This window comes from Streptomyces venezuelae (assembly GCF_008642335.1).
GTDB classification, from domain to species: Bacteria; Actinomycetota; Actinomycetes; order Streptomycetales; family Streptomycetaceae; genus Streptomyces; species Streptomyces venezuelae_F.
In genome coordinates, this window is record NZ_CP029191.1 from 4,273,891 (window position 1) to 4,288,981 (window position 15,091).

General features: G+C 72.9%; 19 protein-coding genes. 8 read left to right on the forward strand and 11 right to left on the reverse strand.

Going from position 1 to position 15,091, the window contains the following annotated elements; genetic code table 11:
• Positions 1-148 precede the first annotated feature (148 nt).
• Positions 149-1,930: a prolyl oligopeptidase family serine peptidase gene (locus DEJ49_RS19315; RefSeq protein ID WP_411757240.1), complete on the reverse strand. Its 1,782-nt coding sequence runs from the start codon at positions 1,928-1,930 to the stop codon at positions 149-151.
• Positions 1,931-2,082: 152 nt separating this feature from the next.
• Between DEJ49_RS19315 and DEJ49_RS19320 the strand changes: the two genes are divergently transcribed.
• Complete coding sequence (locus DEJ49_RS19320) at positions 2,083-2,916, forward strand: class I SAM-dependent methyltransferase (protein ID WP_150185282.1); 834 nt, start codon at positions 2,083-2,085, stop codon at positions 2,914-2,916.
• Between the two features lie 10 nt (positions 2,917-2,926).
• Here the strand turns inward: DEJ49_RS19320 and DEJ49_RS19325 are convergent, their stop codons facing one another.
• A complete protein-coding gene (locus tag DEJ49_RS19325) occupies positions 2,927-3,466 on the reverse strand; it encodes a hypothetical protein (RefSeq protein ID WP_150185283.1) in 540 nt (179 codons plus the stop codon).
• 160 nt (positions 3,467-3,626) lie between these two features.
• Here DEJ49_RS19325 and DEJ49_RS19330 point away from each other — a divergent pair, with 160 nt between their 5' ends.
• On the forward strand, positions 3,627-4,442 hold the full coding sequence (locus DEJ49_RS19330) for an RNA polymerase sigma factor SigF (protein WP_223833201.1): 816 nt from the start codon (positions 3,627-3,629) through the stop codon (positions 4,440-4,442).
• Here the strand turns inward: DEJ49_RS19330 and DEJ49_RS35995 are convergent.
• The 4 genes from DEJ49_RS35995 to DEJ49_RS19345 are packed head-to-tail and all read right to left on the reverse strand — an operon-like array spanning position 4,429 to position 6,697.
• Complete coding sequence (locus DEJ49_RS35995; protein WP_190329388.1) at positions 4,429-5,052, reverse strand: alkaline shock response membrane anchor protein AmaP; 624 nt, start codon at positions 5,050-5,052, stop codon at positions 4,429-4,431. The two genes, DEJ49_RS19330 and DEJ49_RS35995, sit on opposite strands and share 14 nt — an antisense overlap.
• Complete coding sequence (locus DEJ49_RS19335; RefSeq protein WP_150185285.1) at positions 5,049-5,984, reverse strand: DUF6286 domain-containing Asp23/Gls24 family envelope stress response protein; 936 nt, start codon at positions 5,982-5,984, stop codon at positions 5,049-5,051. Before DEJ49_RS19335 ends, DEJ49_RS35995 begins: the two co-directional genes overlap by 4 nt.
• Positions 5,981-6,169 carry a hypothetical protein gene (locus DEJ49_RS19340; protein ID WP_150185286.1) on the reverse strand — a complete coding sequence of 63 codons (189 nt, stop codon included), beginning with the start codon at positions 6,167-6,169 and terminating at the stop codon, positions 5,981-5,983. Before DEJ49_RS19340 ends, DEJ49_RS19335 begins: the two co-directional genes overlap by 4 nt.
• Positions 6,170-6,172: 3 nt before the next feature.
• A complete protein-coding gene (locus DEJ49_RS19345; protein WP_150185287.1) occupies positions 6,173-6,697 on the reverse strand; it encodes an Asp23/Gls24 family envelope stress response protein in 525 nt (174 codons plus the stop codon).
• 178 nt (positions 6,698-6,875) lie between these two features.
• On the opposite strand from DEJ49_RS19345, the gene DEJ49_RS19350 reads away from it, so the two are divergent.
• From DEJ49_RS19350 to DEJ49_RS19360, 3 genes are read left to right on the forward strand one after another with little or no spacing between them, the layout of a single operon-like run.
• Entirely contained in the window at positions 6,876-7,418 is a 543-nt protein-coding gene (locus DEJ49_RS19350) for an RNA polymerase sigma factor (RefSeq protein ID WP_150185288.1), read from the forward strand.
• The gene (locus DEJ49_RS19355) at positions 7,409-8,086 is read left to right on the forward strand and encodes an Asp23/Gls24 family envelope stress response protein (RefSeq protein ID WP_223832895.1); all 678 of its coding nucleotides are present in this window, start codon (positions 7,409-7,411) and stop codon (positions 8,084-8,086) included. The genes DEJ49_RS19350 and DEJ49_RS19355 overlap by 10 nt, the downstream gene beginning before the upstream one ends.
• Positions 8,083-8,424: an Asp23/Gls24 family envelope stress response protein gene (locus tag DEJ49_RS19360; protein ID WP_150185289.1), complete on the forward strand. Its 342-nt coding sequence runs from the start codon at positions 8,083-8,085 to the stop codon at positions 8,422-8,424. The genes DEJ49_RS19355 and DEJ49_RS19360 overlap by 4 nt, the downstream gene beginning before the upstream one ends.
• Before the next feature lie 43 nt (positions 8,425-8,467).
• Here the strand turns inward: DEJ49_RS19360 and DEJ49_RS19365 are convergent, their stop codons facing one another.
• The 3 genes from DEJ49_RS19365 to DEJ49_RS19375 all read right to left on the reverse strand — a co-directional run bounded on the left by DEJ49_RS19365 (position 8,468) and on the right by DEJ49_RS19375 (position 10,036).
• Entirely contained in the window at positions 8,468-8,962 is a 495-nt protein-coding gene (locus DEJ49_RS19365; RefSeq protein ID WP_150185290.1) for a hypothetical protein, read from the reverse strand.
• A 123-nt stretch (positions 8,963-9,085) separates the two neighbouring features.
• A complete protein-coding gene (locus DEJ49_RS19370) occupies positions 9,086-9,484 on the reverse strand; it encodes an ATP-binding protein (protein WP_223832896.1) in 399 nt (132 codons plus the stop codon).
• A 141-nt stretch (positions 9,485-9,625) separates the two neighbouring features.
• Positions 9,626-10,036, reverse strand: coding sequence for a rodlin (locus DEJ49_RS19375; protein ID WP_150185291.1), 411 nt, complete (start codon positions 10,034-10,036; stop codon positions 9,626-9,628).
• A gap of 292 nt (positions 10,037-10,328) precedes the next feature.
• Here DEJ49_RS19375 and DEJ49_RS19380 point away from each other — a divergent pair, with 292 nt between their 5' ends.
• The 3 genes from DEJ49_RS19380 to DEJ49_RS36875 all read left to right on the forward strand — a co-directional run bounded on the left by DEJ49_RS19380 (position 10,329) and on the right by DEJ49_RS36875 (position 12,140).
• On the forward strand, positions 10,329-10,730 hold the full coding sequence (locus DEJ49_RS19380) for a rodlin (protein ID WP_150185292.1): 402 nt from the start codon (positions 10,329-10,331) through the stop codon (positions 10,728-10,730).
• A gap of 236 nt (positions 10,731-10,966) precedes the next feature.
• Positions 10,967-11,158 (forward strand): chaplin, encoded by a 192-nt coding sequence (locus DEJ49_RS19385; protein WP_263398828.1) that lies wholly within the window; start codon positions 10,967-10,969, stop codon positions 11,156-11,158.
• Positions 11,159-11,255: 97 nt separating this feature from the next.
• Entirely contained in the window at positions 11,256-12,140 is an 885-nt protein-coding gene (locus DEJ49_RS36875) for a chaplin (RefSeq protein ID WP_223832898.1), read from the forward strand.
• Positions 12,141-12,528: 388 nt separating this feature from the next.
• Here the strand turns inward: DEJ49_RS36875 and DEJ49_RS19395 are convergent, their stop codons facing one another.
• Together DEJ49_RS19395 and DEJ49_RS19400 are read right to left on the reverse strand one after the other, a co-directional pair.
• On the reverse strand, positions 12,529-13,791 hold the full coding sequence (locus DEJ49_RS19395) for an NAD(P)-binding domain-containing protein (protein WP_150185295.1): 1,263 nt from the start codon (positions 13,789-13,791) through the stop codon (positions 12,529-12,531).
• Positions 13,784-15,082: an ATP-grasp domain-containing protein gene (locus tag DEJ49_RS19400; RefSeq protein WP_150188333.1), complete on the reverse strand. Its 1,299-nt coding sequence runs from the start codon at positions 15,080-15,082 to the stop codon at positions 13,784-13,786. The genes DEJ49_RS19395 and DEJ49_RS19400 overlap by 8 nt, the downstream gene beginning before the upstream one ends.
• Positions 15,083-15,091 lie beyond the last annotated feature (9 nt).

Consider the following 15,091-nt stretch of genomic DNA (forward strand, 5'->3'; position numbering starts at 1 on the left):
CCCGTTTACCCGGCTCCGCAGGGTGGGCGTAGGAGCAGCCCCGCCGCGTGGCCTGCTCCTACCTGCACCGGTCGGTGCGGGGTGAACGGGTGGGTGGGTGGGTGTGATCCGCCGCGGAGCGGCGGGGTTGTCGGCCCGGCTGCCCGGGCTAGGGGAGGTGGCGGGTGGTGAAGGCTAGTTCCAGGGTGACCTGTTTGATGCGTTCGTCCACTACCAGTGACCCGTGGCCCGCGTCGTACCGGTACACCTCGTGCACCGCCCCCCGCGAGGCCAGACGGTTCACGTAGTTGTCGATCTGGCGGATCGGGCAGCGCGGGTCGTTCACGCCCGCCGAGATGTAGACGGGCGCCTTCACGTCGTCCACGTACGTGAGCGGGGACGACGCGCGGAACCGCTCGGGGACCTCCTCCGGCGTGCCGCCCAGCAACGTGCGGTCCATCGCCTTCAGCGCCTCCATCTCGTCGTGGTACGCCGTCACGTAGTCCGCGACGGGCACCGCCGCCAGACCGACCGCCCAGGCGTCGGGCTGCGTGCCGAGGCCGAGCAGGGTGAGGTACCCGCCCCAGGAGCCGCCCGCGAGGACGAGCCGGTCGGGGTCGGCGAGGCCGGACGTCACCGCCCACTCCCGGACCGCCGCGATGTCCTCCAGTTCGATGAGGCCGACGCGGTGCTTGAGCGCGTCCGTCCACTCCCTGCCGTATCCCGTGGAGCCGCGGTAGTTGACGCGGACGACCGCGTACCCGTGGTCGACCCAGGCCGCGGGCCCCGCCGCGAAGGAGTCGCTGTCGTGCCAGGTGGGGCCGCCGTGCACCTCGAAGACGGTGGGGAGGGGGCCGGAGGAGCCGGCCGGGCGCTGCACCAGGGCGTGGATGCGGCCGCCGGGGCCGTCCACCCACACGTCCTCCACCGGGACGGACTTCGGCGCCTTCATGCCGGGCGGGTCGAGGACCACGCCGCCCGCCGTGGAGCGGACCACCGGCGGCTCGGCCGCGGACGACCACATGTACTCCACCGAGCCGTCGGGGCGGGCCGTCGCCCCCGAGACGGAGCCCGCGGGAGTGTCGATCCGCTCCAGCTCGGCCGTCGCCAGGTCGTAGCGGAACAGCTCGCCGCGCGCCTCGAAGCCGTGGGCCACGAGGAGCGCGGAACCGTCCGGGTACCACTCGGCGCTCACGTCGCCCGGCAGGCCGAGCACGAGGTCGTCCTCCTCGCCGGACGCGACGTCCCAGACCAGCGGCTCCCAGCGGCCGCGCCGCTGATGCCCGACGAGCAGGCGCGTGTCGCCGTCGACCGGGGCGAAGCCGAGGACCTCGAGGCCCAGCTCGACCGTGCCGCCCTTGGTGTCGTCCAGCTCGGCGACGGTCGAGCCGTCGGGCCTGATCACCCGGAGGGCGGAGTGCATCGCGTCGCCGTGCTCCGTGTGCTCGACGGCGATCAGCGTGCCGTCGTGCGAGAGGTCGCCGACGCCCGCCGACTCCCGGTGGCGGTACACCTCGACCGGGGCGGGGCTGCCGGGACGTACGACATGGATCGTCGAGCCGTCGTCGTCCGTCGAGCGGCCCACGACCACCGTCCCGCCGTCCCTGCCGAGGGCGAGCCCCGCCGGATAGGAGGCCTCCAGGCCCGGCACCGCGGGCTCGTCCGCGCCGCCGCCGAACGGCTGGCGCCGCCAGACGCCGAACTCGTCGCCGTCCGTGTCGTCGAACCACCAGATCCACTCGCCGTCGGGCGACAGCGCGCCGTCCGTCGTGCCGTTCGGCCGCTCCGTCACCTGGCGCTGGACGCCGGTCGTCCTGTCCCACGCGTACAGCTCGTACGTCCCCGTCGCGTTGGACACGAACAGGGCGCGCTCCGGAGCGTCCTCCGCCCAGTCCGGCAGGGACACCCGAGGCGCCCTGAACCGCTTCTCCCAGTCCGGCATCTCGGACATGTCCCGCACATCCGGCGCGGAGGACTCCGCCTCCGTGACGTTCCCCGCACCCGGCCCGCTCGTCGCACCCGTCTCGCTCATGCCCCCATAGTGCCTGTCCCCGCCGACAAACCGCTGGCGGGATTCCCCAGCCTGTGGATAACTTTTCGACCATGTACTCCCCGACGCCCGCCGACTGGCGCGAGACCAACCGGAGGCGCTGGGACGAGCGCGTCCCCCTCCACCTCGCCAGCGACTACTACGACCTCGACGCCTTCCGCGCCGGCAAGGACCCCCTGCGCGACCACGAGCTCGCCGAGGTCGGCGACGTACGCGGAAAGTCCCTGCTGCACCTGCAGTGCCACATCGGCCTCGACACCCTGTCCTGGGCGCGGCACGGCGCCTCCCGCGTGGTCGGGCTCGACTTCTCCGAACCCGCCGTCGACGCGGCCCGCGAGCTCGCCGCCGAGCTCGGCCTCACCCCGGAGCAGGCCACCTTCGTCGCCGCCGACGTGTACGACGCGGCGGAGGCGGTGCCCGACGCCTCGTACGACATCGTCTACACCGGTGTGGGCGCCCTCGGCTGGCTGCCCGACATCCAGCGCTGGGCCGAGACCGCCGCCTCCCTCGTCGCGCCCGGCGGTTTCCTCTACCTGTCCGAGTTCCACCCGCTCACCGACGTCCTGGACGACGCCACGGGCTCGCGCGTCGAGCACGACTACTTCGCGCGCGACGCCTGGGTCGACGACGCTCCCGGCGGATACGCGGACACGACGACGCCCACCGTCCACAACCGCACCGTCGAGTGGCAGCACCCGATCGGCGACGTCGTCTCCGCGCTCGCCGCCGCGGGTCTGCGCATCGAGTTCCTGCGCGAGCGCGACCAGACCCTCTTCGAGCGCTTCGGCGCGCTCGAACTCCGCGACGGCGTCTACCGCTTCCCCGCGGACCGGCCCCGGATCCCCCTCATGTACTCCCTGCGGGCGAGCAGACCCGGGAACCGATGACCGATGACCGCTACGGGAGCGGGGACGGCGGGCGCAGCCAGCCCTCCTTGCGCGGCGCGAACTCGCCGAGCTTCGTCCAGTCCCACGACTGCAGCACCTCCCGCCCCCGGTCGTCGTCCGGCCTGATGACGGCGACGACGACGTCCGACGTGTGCCGGGTGAGGAGCAGCGTCCGCAGCCGGTACGCGACGTCCGAGCCGCGCTCAGCGGGCGCCACCATCACCTCGCTCAGCAGGAACACCCGCCCCGAAGTGGTCTGTTCGACGACGGCGGGGGACAGGACGTGGCGGAACGCCTCCCACCACTCGCCGCCCCGCTCGGTGCGGTAGCCGTAGAGGCAGCCGACCAGGTTGCCCGCGACGTGGGCCACGACCATGTCGAAGTCCGTCTGCTGTACGTCGTGTTCGAACCGGCGCAGGAAGTCCGCCCGGACGCCACCGGCCCCGCCACCGGTCTCCGCGCCACTGGTCTCCGTATAGAAGTCGGCGACGGCCTCTCGCTGCCCCTCCGCCTGCCAACGGCTCAGCCGTCGCAGGAACATCTCCGCCATGTGCGCCTCCCGCTCCGCCCCGTGAGGGCGACTCCCCCCGCACCCTGAATTCGCATGGTGAGCTTAATCCCGGAAGTACTGGGCAGGCGGGACAATGGATATCCGGCCCGTGCCCCAGAGCGAAGGTGAACCAGTGCAGACACCCACTCAGTTGACTGAGATGTCCAGCAGCGAACTGCCGTGGGTCGAGGACGCGGGAAGCGTCGCGCCCAGGGACGCACGGGACCTGTCGAAGCTATTCTTCGACAAGCTCCAGGTCCTCGAAGAGGGCACGCACGAGTACCAGTACGCGCGCAACACCCTGATCGAGATGAACCTGTCGCTGGTGCACTTCGCGGCCGGCCGTTTCCGCGGCGGCAGCACCGACATCGACGACATCGTGCAGGTCGGCACGATCGGCCTGATCAAGGCCATCGACCGCTTCGACCTGTCCCGCGAGGTCGCGTTCAGCACCTTCGCGCTGCCGTACATCACCGGTGAGATCAAGCGGTTCTTCCGCGACACCACCTGGGCCGTGCACGTCCCGCGCCGCCTCCAGGAACTCCGCGTCGACCTGGCGAAGGCCAAGGAGGCGCTGGGCGCCGAGCTGGACCGCGAGCCCACCGTCCGTGAACTCGCGGAGCACCTCGGCCTCACCGAGCAGGAGGTCAACGACGGCCTCGTCGCCGCCAACGGCTACACCGCGGGCTCCATCGACGTCCCCGTCAGCCAGGACGACGGCTCGCAGGGCCGTGACTACGCCGACGTGCTCGGCGAGGACGACCCCGCCCTCGACCTCTTCGAGGACCTGCACGCGCTCGCCCCGCTCATCGAGCAGCTGAACGAGCGCGAGCGGCACATCATCGAGATGCGCTTCGGCCGTGAGATGACGCAGGCCCAGATCGGCGAGGTGCTCGGGGTCTCCCAGATGCACGTCTCACGGCTCCTGACCCGCACCCTCGCCAAGCTCCGCTCCGGGCTCCTCACCGAACACTGACTCGACGGGCCGGGTTGTCCCTGCCGCGCCCGCCCGTCAGCCGTACGTCGGCGACCAGCGGGCGCGGTGACACCGCCGACCGCGCCTCGGCCACCGTCTGCCGGGCGAGGCACCGCAGCACCGCCTCCGGAGAGGCGTCCGGCGACAGGGCCAGCGTGATCCGGACACGCACCCCTCGCGGACCCGTGCGCAAGCGCCGTCGCGGACCCCCGCGCAGCCGCACGCGCGCGTGGGCCACGCCTTCGATCCCGCGCGCCCGCTCGGTCATCGCCGCCGCCAGCGCGGCCCCGGACAGGGTGACGTCGGGCTGCCCGAGCGGCAGTTCGCGCAGGCGCCCGCCGCGCACCTGCGCCCACGCCCACCACAGGAGCAGGAGTACGCCGACGGAGAGCCCGGCGATCACGGCCGGCGTCCACAAGGCCTGGTCCCGCCACCGTCCGAGCCGCGCCCCGTCGACCCACACCCGGTCCGCGCCGAGGCGCGGCACGTCCGACGGCAGCCGGTCGCGTACGACGTCCGTCGCGGTCGCGAGCACCGCCCCCGTGCCCAGGAGCGCCGCGCCGAGACAGAGCAGGGCGGTGCGGTTGACGCCGGTACGGAGGCCGCTCATCCGTCCTCACCTCCCCGCGCGGGCGCACGCCACGCCGGTTCCGTGCGCAGCCGGACCCGCAGCCGCGGCGGCCTCGCCACCCCGCACGATGCCAGGGTCTGTTCCGCCGTCTCCGTCAACGCCGTACGGGCCGCGTCGAGTTCGCCGAAGGCGAGACCGGCGCGCACGGTGACCCTCCGCCGTCCGACCCGGACCCGCGCGCGCGTGATGCCGGGCAGGCCGGACACGGCCTCCCGCAGCAGCGCCGCCACCGTGCCCCGGTCGACGACCGCGTGGACGTCGGGCAGCGGCGGACGCATCGCGAGCCGGCCGCGGGAGCCGGGTGTGACGGCGAGGACCATCAGCCACACGCCGAGACAGAACACCGCGAACGCCGCCGCCGCGCCCGGCCACACGCCCCGGTGCGGCCCGTGCGTGGCGAGCCACTCCATGAAGTCGGCCCGCCACCGCGCGGGTGCGCGCCCCGCCGCGTGCACGGACAGGACGTCGTACAGGAGCACGCCGCAGACGGCGGCGGCGACGAGTGCCGCCACCGCCACGGGCACGCGGCGCGCGGACCACGGCCGCCGCGCCCGGATCCCGCCGGCGACCCCGCCTGCGACCTCCTGAGCCTCCGGCTCCCAGCCCTCCGCCGCCCGCACGCGCAGTTCACGCACCCGCACGCGCGCGGACGGCACGGCGAGACCGGTGAGCCGTGCCGTGCGGTCGGCGACGTGCGACCGGACGCGTTCGCCCGACTCGTCGAGCACCGCGGGATAGGGCAGCGTCACGGCGACGTCGACCCGGGCCCTGCGGCCGCGGACCGACGCCGTGCTCCGGTCCGTCCGCACCTCACCGGGTGCGAGCGCCTCCGTGGCGGCCCGCTCGGCGATCCGCCGCACCGCGCGGTCGGCGACCTTCGTCGCGCCGCGGTCCGCCGCGGGAACGCTCATCGCCGCCCCCGGTCACGGCCGCCGCCCAGGAAGCCCCGTACGTCCGTGCCGTCCTCCACGAGGCGCCCCACCACGAAGCCGACCGCGCCGAGCGCGCCGACCAGCAGGAACGCCCCGAAGCCGCCGAACCACGCGGCGAACCCCAGGGCCATCCCCGCCACCAGGCCCACCAGAGCTGTGCTCACCGGTTACTCCACGCGCGTCTCGCCGGCGGAGTCCGCGCTGTCGTCGTCGGGCAGTCGTACGTCGTTGACGGCGACGTTGACCTCGACGACCTCGAGCCCGGTGATGCGCTCCACGGCGGCGATGACGTTCTCGCGGACCTCGTGGGCGACGTCGGTGATGGGCACGCCGTACTCGACGACGATGTCCAGGTCGATCGCCGTCTGCCGCTCGCCGACCTCGACCTTCACGCCCCGGCCGACGTTGGGGCGCCCGCCGGGGACCCGGTCCCGGACGGCGCCTATCGTGCGCGAGAGCCCGCCGCCCATGTCGTGCACGCCGGGGATCTCCCGGGCGGCCGTACCGGCGATCTTCACCACCACCACGTCGGCGATGGACGTCTTGCCGCGGGTCGCGGCCGGTTCGGCGGCCCCGGTGCGGCCCGTCACGGTGGTGCTGCCCGGCACGGTCTGCACGGCGCCGGTGAAGCCCTGTTCGGCGCCGTGTGACGCCGTCGAGGCCGTCTTCGAAGTGCTCTCCTGAGTCGCCATGAAAGGCATCTCCTCGTCATCAGGTCGTCGGGGACTGCTCAACCCCTAGGACCCGTGTGCCCCGGATTCGTTACGCGCCTCGCGCGAAGTTCTTCCGCCGGCGTCCGCACCCGTGGCGCGTAACGCGGGTGGTTCGCCGCGTGTCACAGGTGTAGGACTGGAGCGAGAGGAGCCACGTGTGCCGCGCGACGACGGGTTGCTGGCCGTACGGGCCGCCGAGGGCGACGAAGAGGCCTTCGAGCAGCTCGTGCGCCGTCATGCGCCCGGCCTGCTGCGGCTCGCCACGCGGCTGCTGGGGAGCCGGACGGAGGCCGAGGACGCGGTGCAGGACTCCTTCGTGAGCGCCTGGCGCAAGATGCCGGAGTTCCGCAGGGACGCCCGGTTCGGCACGTGGATGCACCGCATCGTCACCAACCGGTGCCTGAACGTGCTGCGGGCCCGCCGCCCCGCCCTCGACCTGGGCGAGGTGCCCGAACCGCAGGCTCCGGAGCACGAGGCGTCCCCGGCCAGGGTCGCCGAGTCGCACGCGGCCGTGGCGGACCTCGGCAGGGCGATGGAGGGACTGTCAGCGGAACAGCGCGTGTGCTGGGTGCTGCGCGAGCTCAACGGCCTCCCCTACGACACCATCGCCGAGACGGTGGGCATCAGCCCGGAGGCGGTCAGGGGCCGCGTCTTCCGGGCGCGGCGCCATCTGACGGAGGCGATGGCCGCATGGCGCTGAACGAGGAGCACGGGCCGATGACGGACGAACCGACCACGGACGGACCCGACGAACGGCTCCCCTGCGGCCGTGCGCTGTGGGACGTCTGGGAGCGCGCGGAGAGCGGCGGCCGCGATCCGCACGCCGAGGCCTGCCCGCACTGCACCGAGGCGCTGCGCACGCTGTGGCGCCTGGAGGACGTGGTGTCCGCCGCGCGGGAGGGGGACCGCGAGGGCGATCCGCGGGAGTACGAGTCCGACGCGTCCGCGCTCGTCGGCCGCGTCATGGACGTGGTCCGTCTCGAACTGCGGCCGGGGCGCACGCTTCCGCTGGGCGAGGCGGCGGAGGACCTGTGGATCGTGGAGGCGGCCGCCGCCAGGACCGTCCGCGCGGCCGCCGAGTCCCTGCCGGGGGTACGGGCGGGCAGCTGCCGCATCGAGGCGCTCGCCCAGGAGGGCGCCGCCCCCGCGAGCCGGTGGCCGCGCGGGCCCGTGCACATCCGCGCGGAGGTGGCCGTGGCCCTCACCTGGAACCTCCAGGAGGTCGCCGAGCGGGTCCGCGGCGCGATCCTGGAGGCGGTCGACACCGAACTGGGCATGCGCGTCGCGGCCGTCGACGTGACGGTCGCCGACCTCCTCGACGAAGCCGCCGACGACGACGGCGACACCACGGAAGGACGGCTCCCGTGACGGAACGACTCGCTTCCAGTGCCGCGTTGGCCGAGGCCGTCCAGGAGGCCGTCCTCGGCACCCGGGGCGTCGCCTTCCTGCGCCCGGGCCTCGCCGACCTCTTCCGCGCCGCCGCCCCGCTGCGACGGGGCGCCGGCGCGGCCCCGCGCTCCTCGGCGGTCCGCATCAGCCGCGACAAGGCGGGCGCCGGCTGGCACGCGGAGATCTACGTCGTCCTGCGCCGCGGCCACCGCGCCCTCGACGTCACCCGCGAGCTGCGCGCCGCGGTGACGGAGACGCTGGAGCGGCTGACCGGAGAGCTGTCACGCGTCTCGGTGACGGTGACGGGACGCGTGTGAGGCGGCACCCGCCCTCCGGCACCGGCCACAGGCTCTCAGGCTCTCAGGCGAAGGTCACGTCGCCCGTCGCGTCGGCGAGCTTCCTCGACTCGGCCGTACGCGCGTCCACCGAGGTCATCGCGACGGTGACGGAGGCCTTGGTGCCCTTCTCGACCCCGCCGGTGAAGGTGTGGCGCCAGGGGTGGGCCTTGGCGGTGCCGTCACAGGTGCCGTCCAGGATCTGCTCCCTGGAGGTGTTCGACGTCGTCGTCTTCGGGACGGGCAGCGCGGGGAGCCCCAGCCACTGGTAGAGGCCGGACACGGCCTGCTTCTCGTCGGCGTTCAGCTCGCGCTTCTGGTGCGTCCGCAGGGTGACCCTGAGCCGTACGGGCCCTTGGACGCCCTCGCACGTGTACGTGCCGGTGACGACCGCCTGTGTGCCGTCCGGGGTGAGCCGTGCCGTGGGCTCCAGGGTGACCTCGTGCCGGTCGGCGGCGTTCGCCGCGCCGGGCAGCAGGGCCGTCGCCGCGGCCACCGCTGTCACGAGGACTGTCTTCACGTATCGCTGCACCGTAGGGACCGGCCCTTCCGGGAGGGGATGGGGGACGGCCTCATGGAACCCCGTCCCTGCCGGTCCGCCGGGTAGCCACACGGGTGCGTACCGTGCCCTCCCGGGCGTGGTTCACGCGGCCAGCGGTACGCGGGCGACGATGCACTTCCCGCCCTCGGGAAGATGTGTCACGGACACATTGTCGGCCAGCTGGCACACGGATGGCCAGCCGTGTCCGCCGCTCATGAGGAGGCTGGTGCGCGGGCGGGACCGCGGGACCACGTCGCTGCCGTCCTCGACGGCGATCTCGACGAAGCCGGGCCGCACACGGCACTCGAATCCGCGCAGGCCGCCTCCGTGCCTGAGCGCGTTGGTGACCAGTTCGGAGGTCACCAGAACCGCGTCGTCGACTGCCATTTCGCTGGCGTCGCCCTGCCCCTGGCGCAGTAGTGCGCGTACGACGTCCCGGGCGGCTGCCGGGGTGCGGGGGCGGGTGAGGATGCGGGTTTCCTGCGTGCTGTCGGTTGTCACAGCGCATCACTCCCACCGATGGTGTGGGGACTGTTCACTCTTCGGTTGCCCGAGGAGTCCACCGCCACACACGTTGTCCGGGCGGTTCGCCCGGTCGGCGCCCCGAGGGCGCCGCCGGGCGAGTGATGCCGGTTGTCCGGATCAGCTGTTGTGGGCGCCGTTGCCCGCCAGGAGCGCGAGGTCGTCCAGGACGTGCGACAGCGGCTCGTCGCCCTTGGCCTGGGTCGAGTTCTCGGTGCACTGCTGGGTCTGCGGCGCCGAGAGGATCGGGATGTCCTGAATGCCGACGTTGACCAGGGCGACGATGTTCTGGATGTTGCCCTTGACCGGGAGGCCGATGCAGGGCTTGTTGAGCGAACCCTGGATGAGCGCCATCTGCGGGCTCATGTTGCCGTACGTCGCGGAGTTGCCGAACGACTGCATGGCGTTGTTGCCGCTCATGGTCTCGGTGCTGCTGTCGTCGCCGGTGGCGAGAGCCGTGGGCGCTGCCGCGGCCGACATGCCGACGACGGAAGCCGTGACCGCAGCTGCAGCCATAACCTTCTTGATCACAGGTGTTCCTCTCTGAGTTAGCCCCGTCCTCGGAGCGCCCTGAGCAACTGCCGGAGACGGAATGAGTTGCTGAACTTCACTCTCATGGCCCAATGCGCGGCCGCACAGGGGGTGTTAATCAACGGTCCGTGAATAATCAGACCATTATCTCGGTGGGGGCTTTTATGGGGTGGGTCTGTCGCCCTGCGGGCCGTTGATCGATCCGATGGAGTGAATGCGCGGAACCAAACGCGGAGTGGGGAGTTGAGCAGGCCGCAGTAACGTGAGCGTCTGCCCCAGAAAAGGAACTCAAATGCTTAAGAAGGCTATGGCGACGGCAGCAGCCGCCGTCGCCGTTTCCGCTGGTATCGCCGCCCCCGCGATGGCCATCGGCAACGACAGCGGCACCGAGTCGATGAGCGGCAACGGCGCGAGCCAGTCGTTCGGCAACTCGGCGACCAAGGGTGACATGAGCCCGCAGCTGTCCCTGGTCCAGGGCTCGCTGAACAAGCCCTGCATCGGTCTCCCGGCCAAGCTCAACATCCAGAACATCGTCGCGCTGGTCAACGTCGGCGTTCAGGACATCCCGATCCTCTCGGCGCCGCAGACCCAGCAGTGCACCGAGAACTCGACCCAGGCCAAGGGCGACGAGCCGCTGTCGCACCTCCTGGACGACCTCTCGCTGCTGGCCGGCAACGGCGAGCACAACGGCTGATCTGCCGAACCGCAGTAATTGCTCGGGCCGCCCGAATTCCTTCCTCCTCGGGTGGCCCGGGCTTTTTCATGCCCTGTGATCGCAGTCGAGTGAACTTCCGAAAATTGTCAACTCCGCGGTTTCCTATGCCCCTACCGCTCGTTGACCAGGACTCAGGTCGCCGTTCAGGCGTGACCCGAAAGAAGGGAAAAGCTGTGAAGCTCAAGAAGAGCGCAACGATCATTGCCGGCACCGTGATGGCCCTGAGCATGGGCGCTCCGGCATTCGCCGACGCAGGCGCGGAGGGCGCGGCCGTGGGCTCCCCGGGCGTCATCTCCGGCAACAACGTTCAGGTGCCGATCCACGTTCCCGTCAACGTGTGCGGGAACACCGTCGACATCATCGCGCTGCTGAACCCGGCGTTCGGCAACCAGTGCGCGAACGACTGACGTAGGCGCCCAGCAGTTCCTGCTGTGCCTCAGCCGGCCCCGGCAGCCTTTCGGCGCCGGGGCCGGCTTCACCCTCGGACAGAGAAAGACCAATAGATTGCGACAGGCCCTCAGCAAAGGAATGCTCTCCGCCGCGGCGGCCACGAGCATCCTGTCCCTGTCCGGCGCCTCCGCGTTCGCGGCCGGTGGGGCGAGCGGACAGGCAGCGGATTCGCCAGGCTTTTTGTCGGGCAACAACGTGCAGGCGCCGGTGGAGGTGCCGGTGAACGTCTGCGGCAACAGTGCGAACGGCGTGGGGGCCGGCAACCCGGCCTTCGGCAACTCGTGCGGTTCCTCTTCCCCCGCGCATCCCGGCCATTCACACGCCGGTCCTTCGCATTCCGGGCCCGAGGCGTCGCGCTCCGGCTACGGCGACTCCGCCCGCTCCACGGACTCCGCCGGCTCCTCCGCCGTCGGTGACGCGGCCCACTCGCCCGGTGTGGGCGCGGGCAACAACGCGAAGGCGCCCGCCGACGTGCCGGTGCACGCCTGCGGCAACACCGCCGACGTGGTGGCCGGTCTCTCTCCCGTCATGGGCAACGGCTGCAACGCCGAAGGCGGCGTCGGCACCGGCACCCCGCACCACCCCGACCGGCCCGGTCGGCCCCAGCACCACCAGCAACCTCCGTCCGGCACCGTCCCCCCGGCCGGACACACCCCGGAGGGGCGCGACACGCACCCCCGGGCGATGCCCCCGGGCCACCCCGGCGCCCCCAGGCACTCCGACGTGTCCTCGTCCACCACGTCGGGCCACACGCCGCACGGCGACCGGGCCGCACGGCCGGTCCACGCAGCGTCGGCCCACGGCACATCGGCCCCCGGCGACCTGCTCGCGGCGACCGGCGCGGACGACAGGCTGCTCGGCGCGGCGGGAGTCAGCGCGGCCATGCTGCTCGGCGGCGCGATCCTGTACCGGCGGGGAATGGCATCTCCCCGGCGCTGACCGGGAATTACGGGGGGCCGGGAACGGCAATACGCCGGCAGGGAAGCAGACGGAATTGCTTCCCTGCCGGCGCAAGGGAGGTAGAGACCTGCCTCTTTGAATGTCGCTGTCCCACGGCATAGGAGCCGACGGCTGGCGGAAAGCGACCTGGCCTGTCCCATGAAGCGCATTAAGTGCATCACCGCACGGCCCGCGCGGGAAGAGCCATTCACCCATTCGCCCGCGGTGTCACTCATAAGAGAGCCGCTTTGGTGGCTCGGCTTCGGTGGAGCGATCACGGACACGGAAGCCGAGCCCGGTGGCGTCGGCGCGTCACCTGAACCGAGGCTAGAGGCAACGGAGTTGGGCACCGGACCGCCACGCCCCCGCGCGTCCCGGTGCCACCCGTTCAGCGTGCGGCCGCCGCCGTCCTCGGCGCGTGCTCGTCGTACGACTGGACCGGCAGGGTCGTGCGACGTCCGCGCCGTACGTGCCGTTCGACGCCCCGCACCAGACGTTCGGCGGTGAACGCGGCCCCGTACACGAAGCGCATGGCGGGGCCGAAGCTCGACGCGGTCGTCAGGCCCGCGAGGAAGAGGCCGGGCCGCGAGCTTTCGAAGCGGTCGCTGACGTAGGGCGTGCCGTCGGAGAGGGAGCGCAGGGCGCCGCGGAGCTCCGGGGGCAGGACGCCGATGCGGTCGGTCGTGGCGCGGAAGCCGGTGGCGGCGATGACGTGGTCGGTCGCGAAGCTCAGGCCTCCGCCGCCGGCGGCGACGGTGTTGACCCGGACGCGGCCGCCGACGGCCTCGGCCGTCGCGACCCGGTGGCCGACGCGCACCTCGACGCGCGGTTCGACGCGGTCCCTGATCCACCACGCCCCGGCCGGGCCCAGCGCGTCGGCGGCGACGCGGGCGCGGGCCGGTTCGGGGAGCAGCCGGAAGAGGCCGGGGGTGTCGGCGTAGAACTTGTTGCGCCAGCCGCAGCCGAGGCCGGTGTGCGGGGCCCGCAGCGACTCCCACCACGGCCGCTGCCAGGCGGGCGGCACGGTGTTCCATTCCACGCGCGGCGACCGGGCGAGGATCCGCACCCGGGTGCCCTGCTCGGCCAGGAGCGCGGCGGTCTCCAGGGCGGCCTGCCCGGCGCCGAGCACCGTCACGTCCCGGTCGCGGAAGCCCGCGAGGTCGGCGTGGTGGCTGCTGTGCGAGACGTGCTCGGCGCCGAGGCCGCGGACGGCGCGGGGGATCTCGGTGAAGGGCAGTACGCCCACGGCGAGGGCGACCGCCCGCGCGTGGTGGAGCTCGCCGTCCTCGGTCCGTGCCTCGTAGCCGTCGGGGACGGCCCGCACGGAGGCGATGAGGCGTTCGTCGACGGGCGGGGACGCCTGCTCGGCGAACCAGAGGCCGTAGGACGCGAAGTGCTCGATGGGGAGGGGTCTGCCGTGCTCGGCGGGCAGGTTCTCGCGGGCGCAGTACGCGGCCAGGCCGAAGCGGCCCGCGGGGTCGGACAGGTCGGACGCCCACGGCTCCGACTTCAGGAACATGCCGCGCGGCATGTGGTCCCGCCAGGACGCCATGGGCCTGCCGAAGATCCGTACGTCCAGGCCGGCCGCCGCGGCGTGCGAGGCGACCGAGAGGCCGTAGGGGCCCGCTCCGACAATCAGCAGGTCATGCATCGGTGACTGCTCGCTCTCTGTTGGGCGTGCCGGGGAGTACGGCGGGCGCGTGCTGCCGCGCCCTGATCGACAGGGACGTCAGGAGCTTGTGGGTGCGGTGGCGCAGGGCGGCGCCGAGCCGGCGCAGCACGTGGCGGCGCCACAGGCGGCGCAGGGCGGCACCCGGCGCCGGGTCGTCGTCGGCGTGCCAGGCGAGCTCGCCGCCGGGGGACGGGCGGGGGCCGGGGCGGGCGAGGGCGCGCAGGGCGGCCAGCGGGGCGTAGTTCTCGACCAGGAACGTGCGGCCCGGCAGGGCGGCGGGGGCCGGGGCGGGGCGGTGGGTCAGGTCGAGGTGCAGGGCGCGTACGACGTCCGTGTCCGTGCCGTCGGCGAAGAGGCGGAACTGGGCGCCGGGCCGCGGGTTGAAGTCGATCAGGTGGAAGTCGCCGGTCACGGGGTCCCTGCGGAAGTCCAGGTCGAAGATCCCGCGGTACTCCAGGGCGGCGACGACCTGGGTGGCGGCGGACCACAGGGCGGGGTTCTCGGCCCACTCGCCGCTCACCGTGAGGCCCGCCGAGCGTGGCCAGGAGCGGTGCTTGCGGCCCGTGCCCCCGCCGCGTACGACACCGTCGCGGCCCGCGCAGCCGTGGACGAACCAGTCCGCGTCGCGGGCGCCGGGCACGAAGGCCTGGAGGAGCAGGCGGCTGCCCGCCTCGGCGCGGCGCTCGAACAGCTCGGAGGCCTCGCGCGGGGAGGCGATCACGGTGGTGCTGCGCAGGCCGGTGTCGCGGGGCAGCAGCCAGGGGCGGCTCCACTTCGCGACGGCGGGGGACCCGAGGCGGTCGACGGCGCCCGCGGCCTCCGTGGCGGACTCCGGGGCCAGCGTCGTGGGGTGGGCCACGCCCGCCTGGGCGCAGAGCTGCGCGAGGGTCGCCTTGTCGGCGACGCGCTCGGCGACGTTGCCCGCCGTGCGGGGCAGCAGGAAGCAGTCGGTGAGCTCCTCGTACAGGGCGCTGACGGCGAGCGCGCTCGCGTCGTCCAGGGGGATCAGCACGGCGGGCCCGGACAGGCGGCGCGAGACCCGGCGCAGCACGGCGGCGACCTCGGCGAGCGACGCGCCCGGCATGGGGGGCGCGTGCATCCGGTGGAGGTAGCGGGAGCGCTGTACGGGGCTGCGCCGGTCGTCGGCGACCAGGTGGACCTCGACGCCGGCCCGCCCCAGCGAGCGTACGGCGCCCAGCGTCCCGTGGTGAAAGGGATTCCTGTCGATCCGCAACAGGACCGCAGGAATGCGTGTGTCCAGAGGCTGCAACGTCACCCT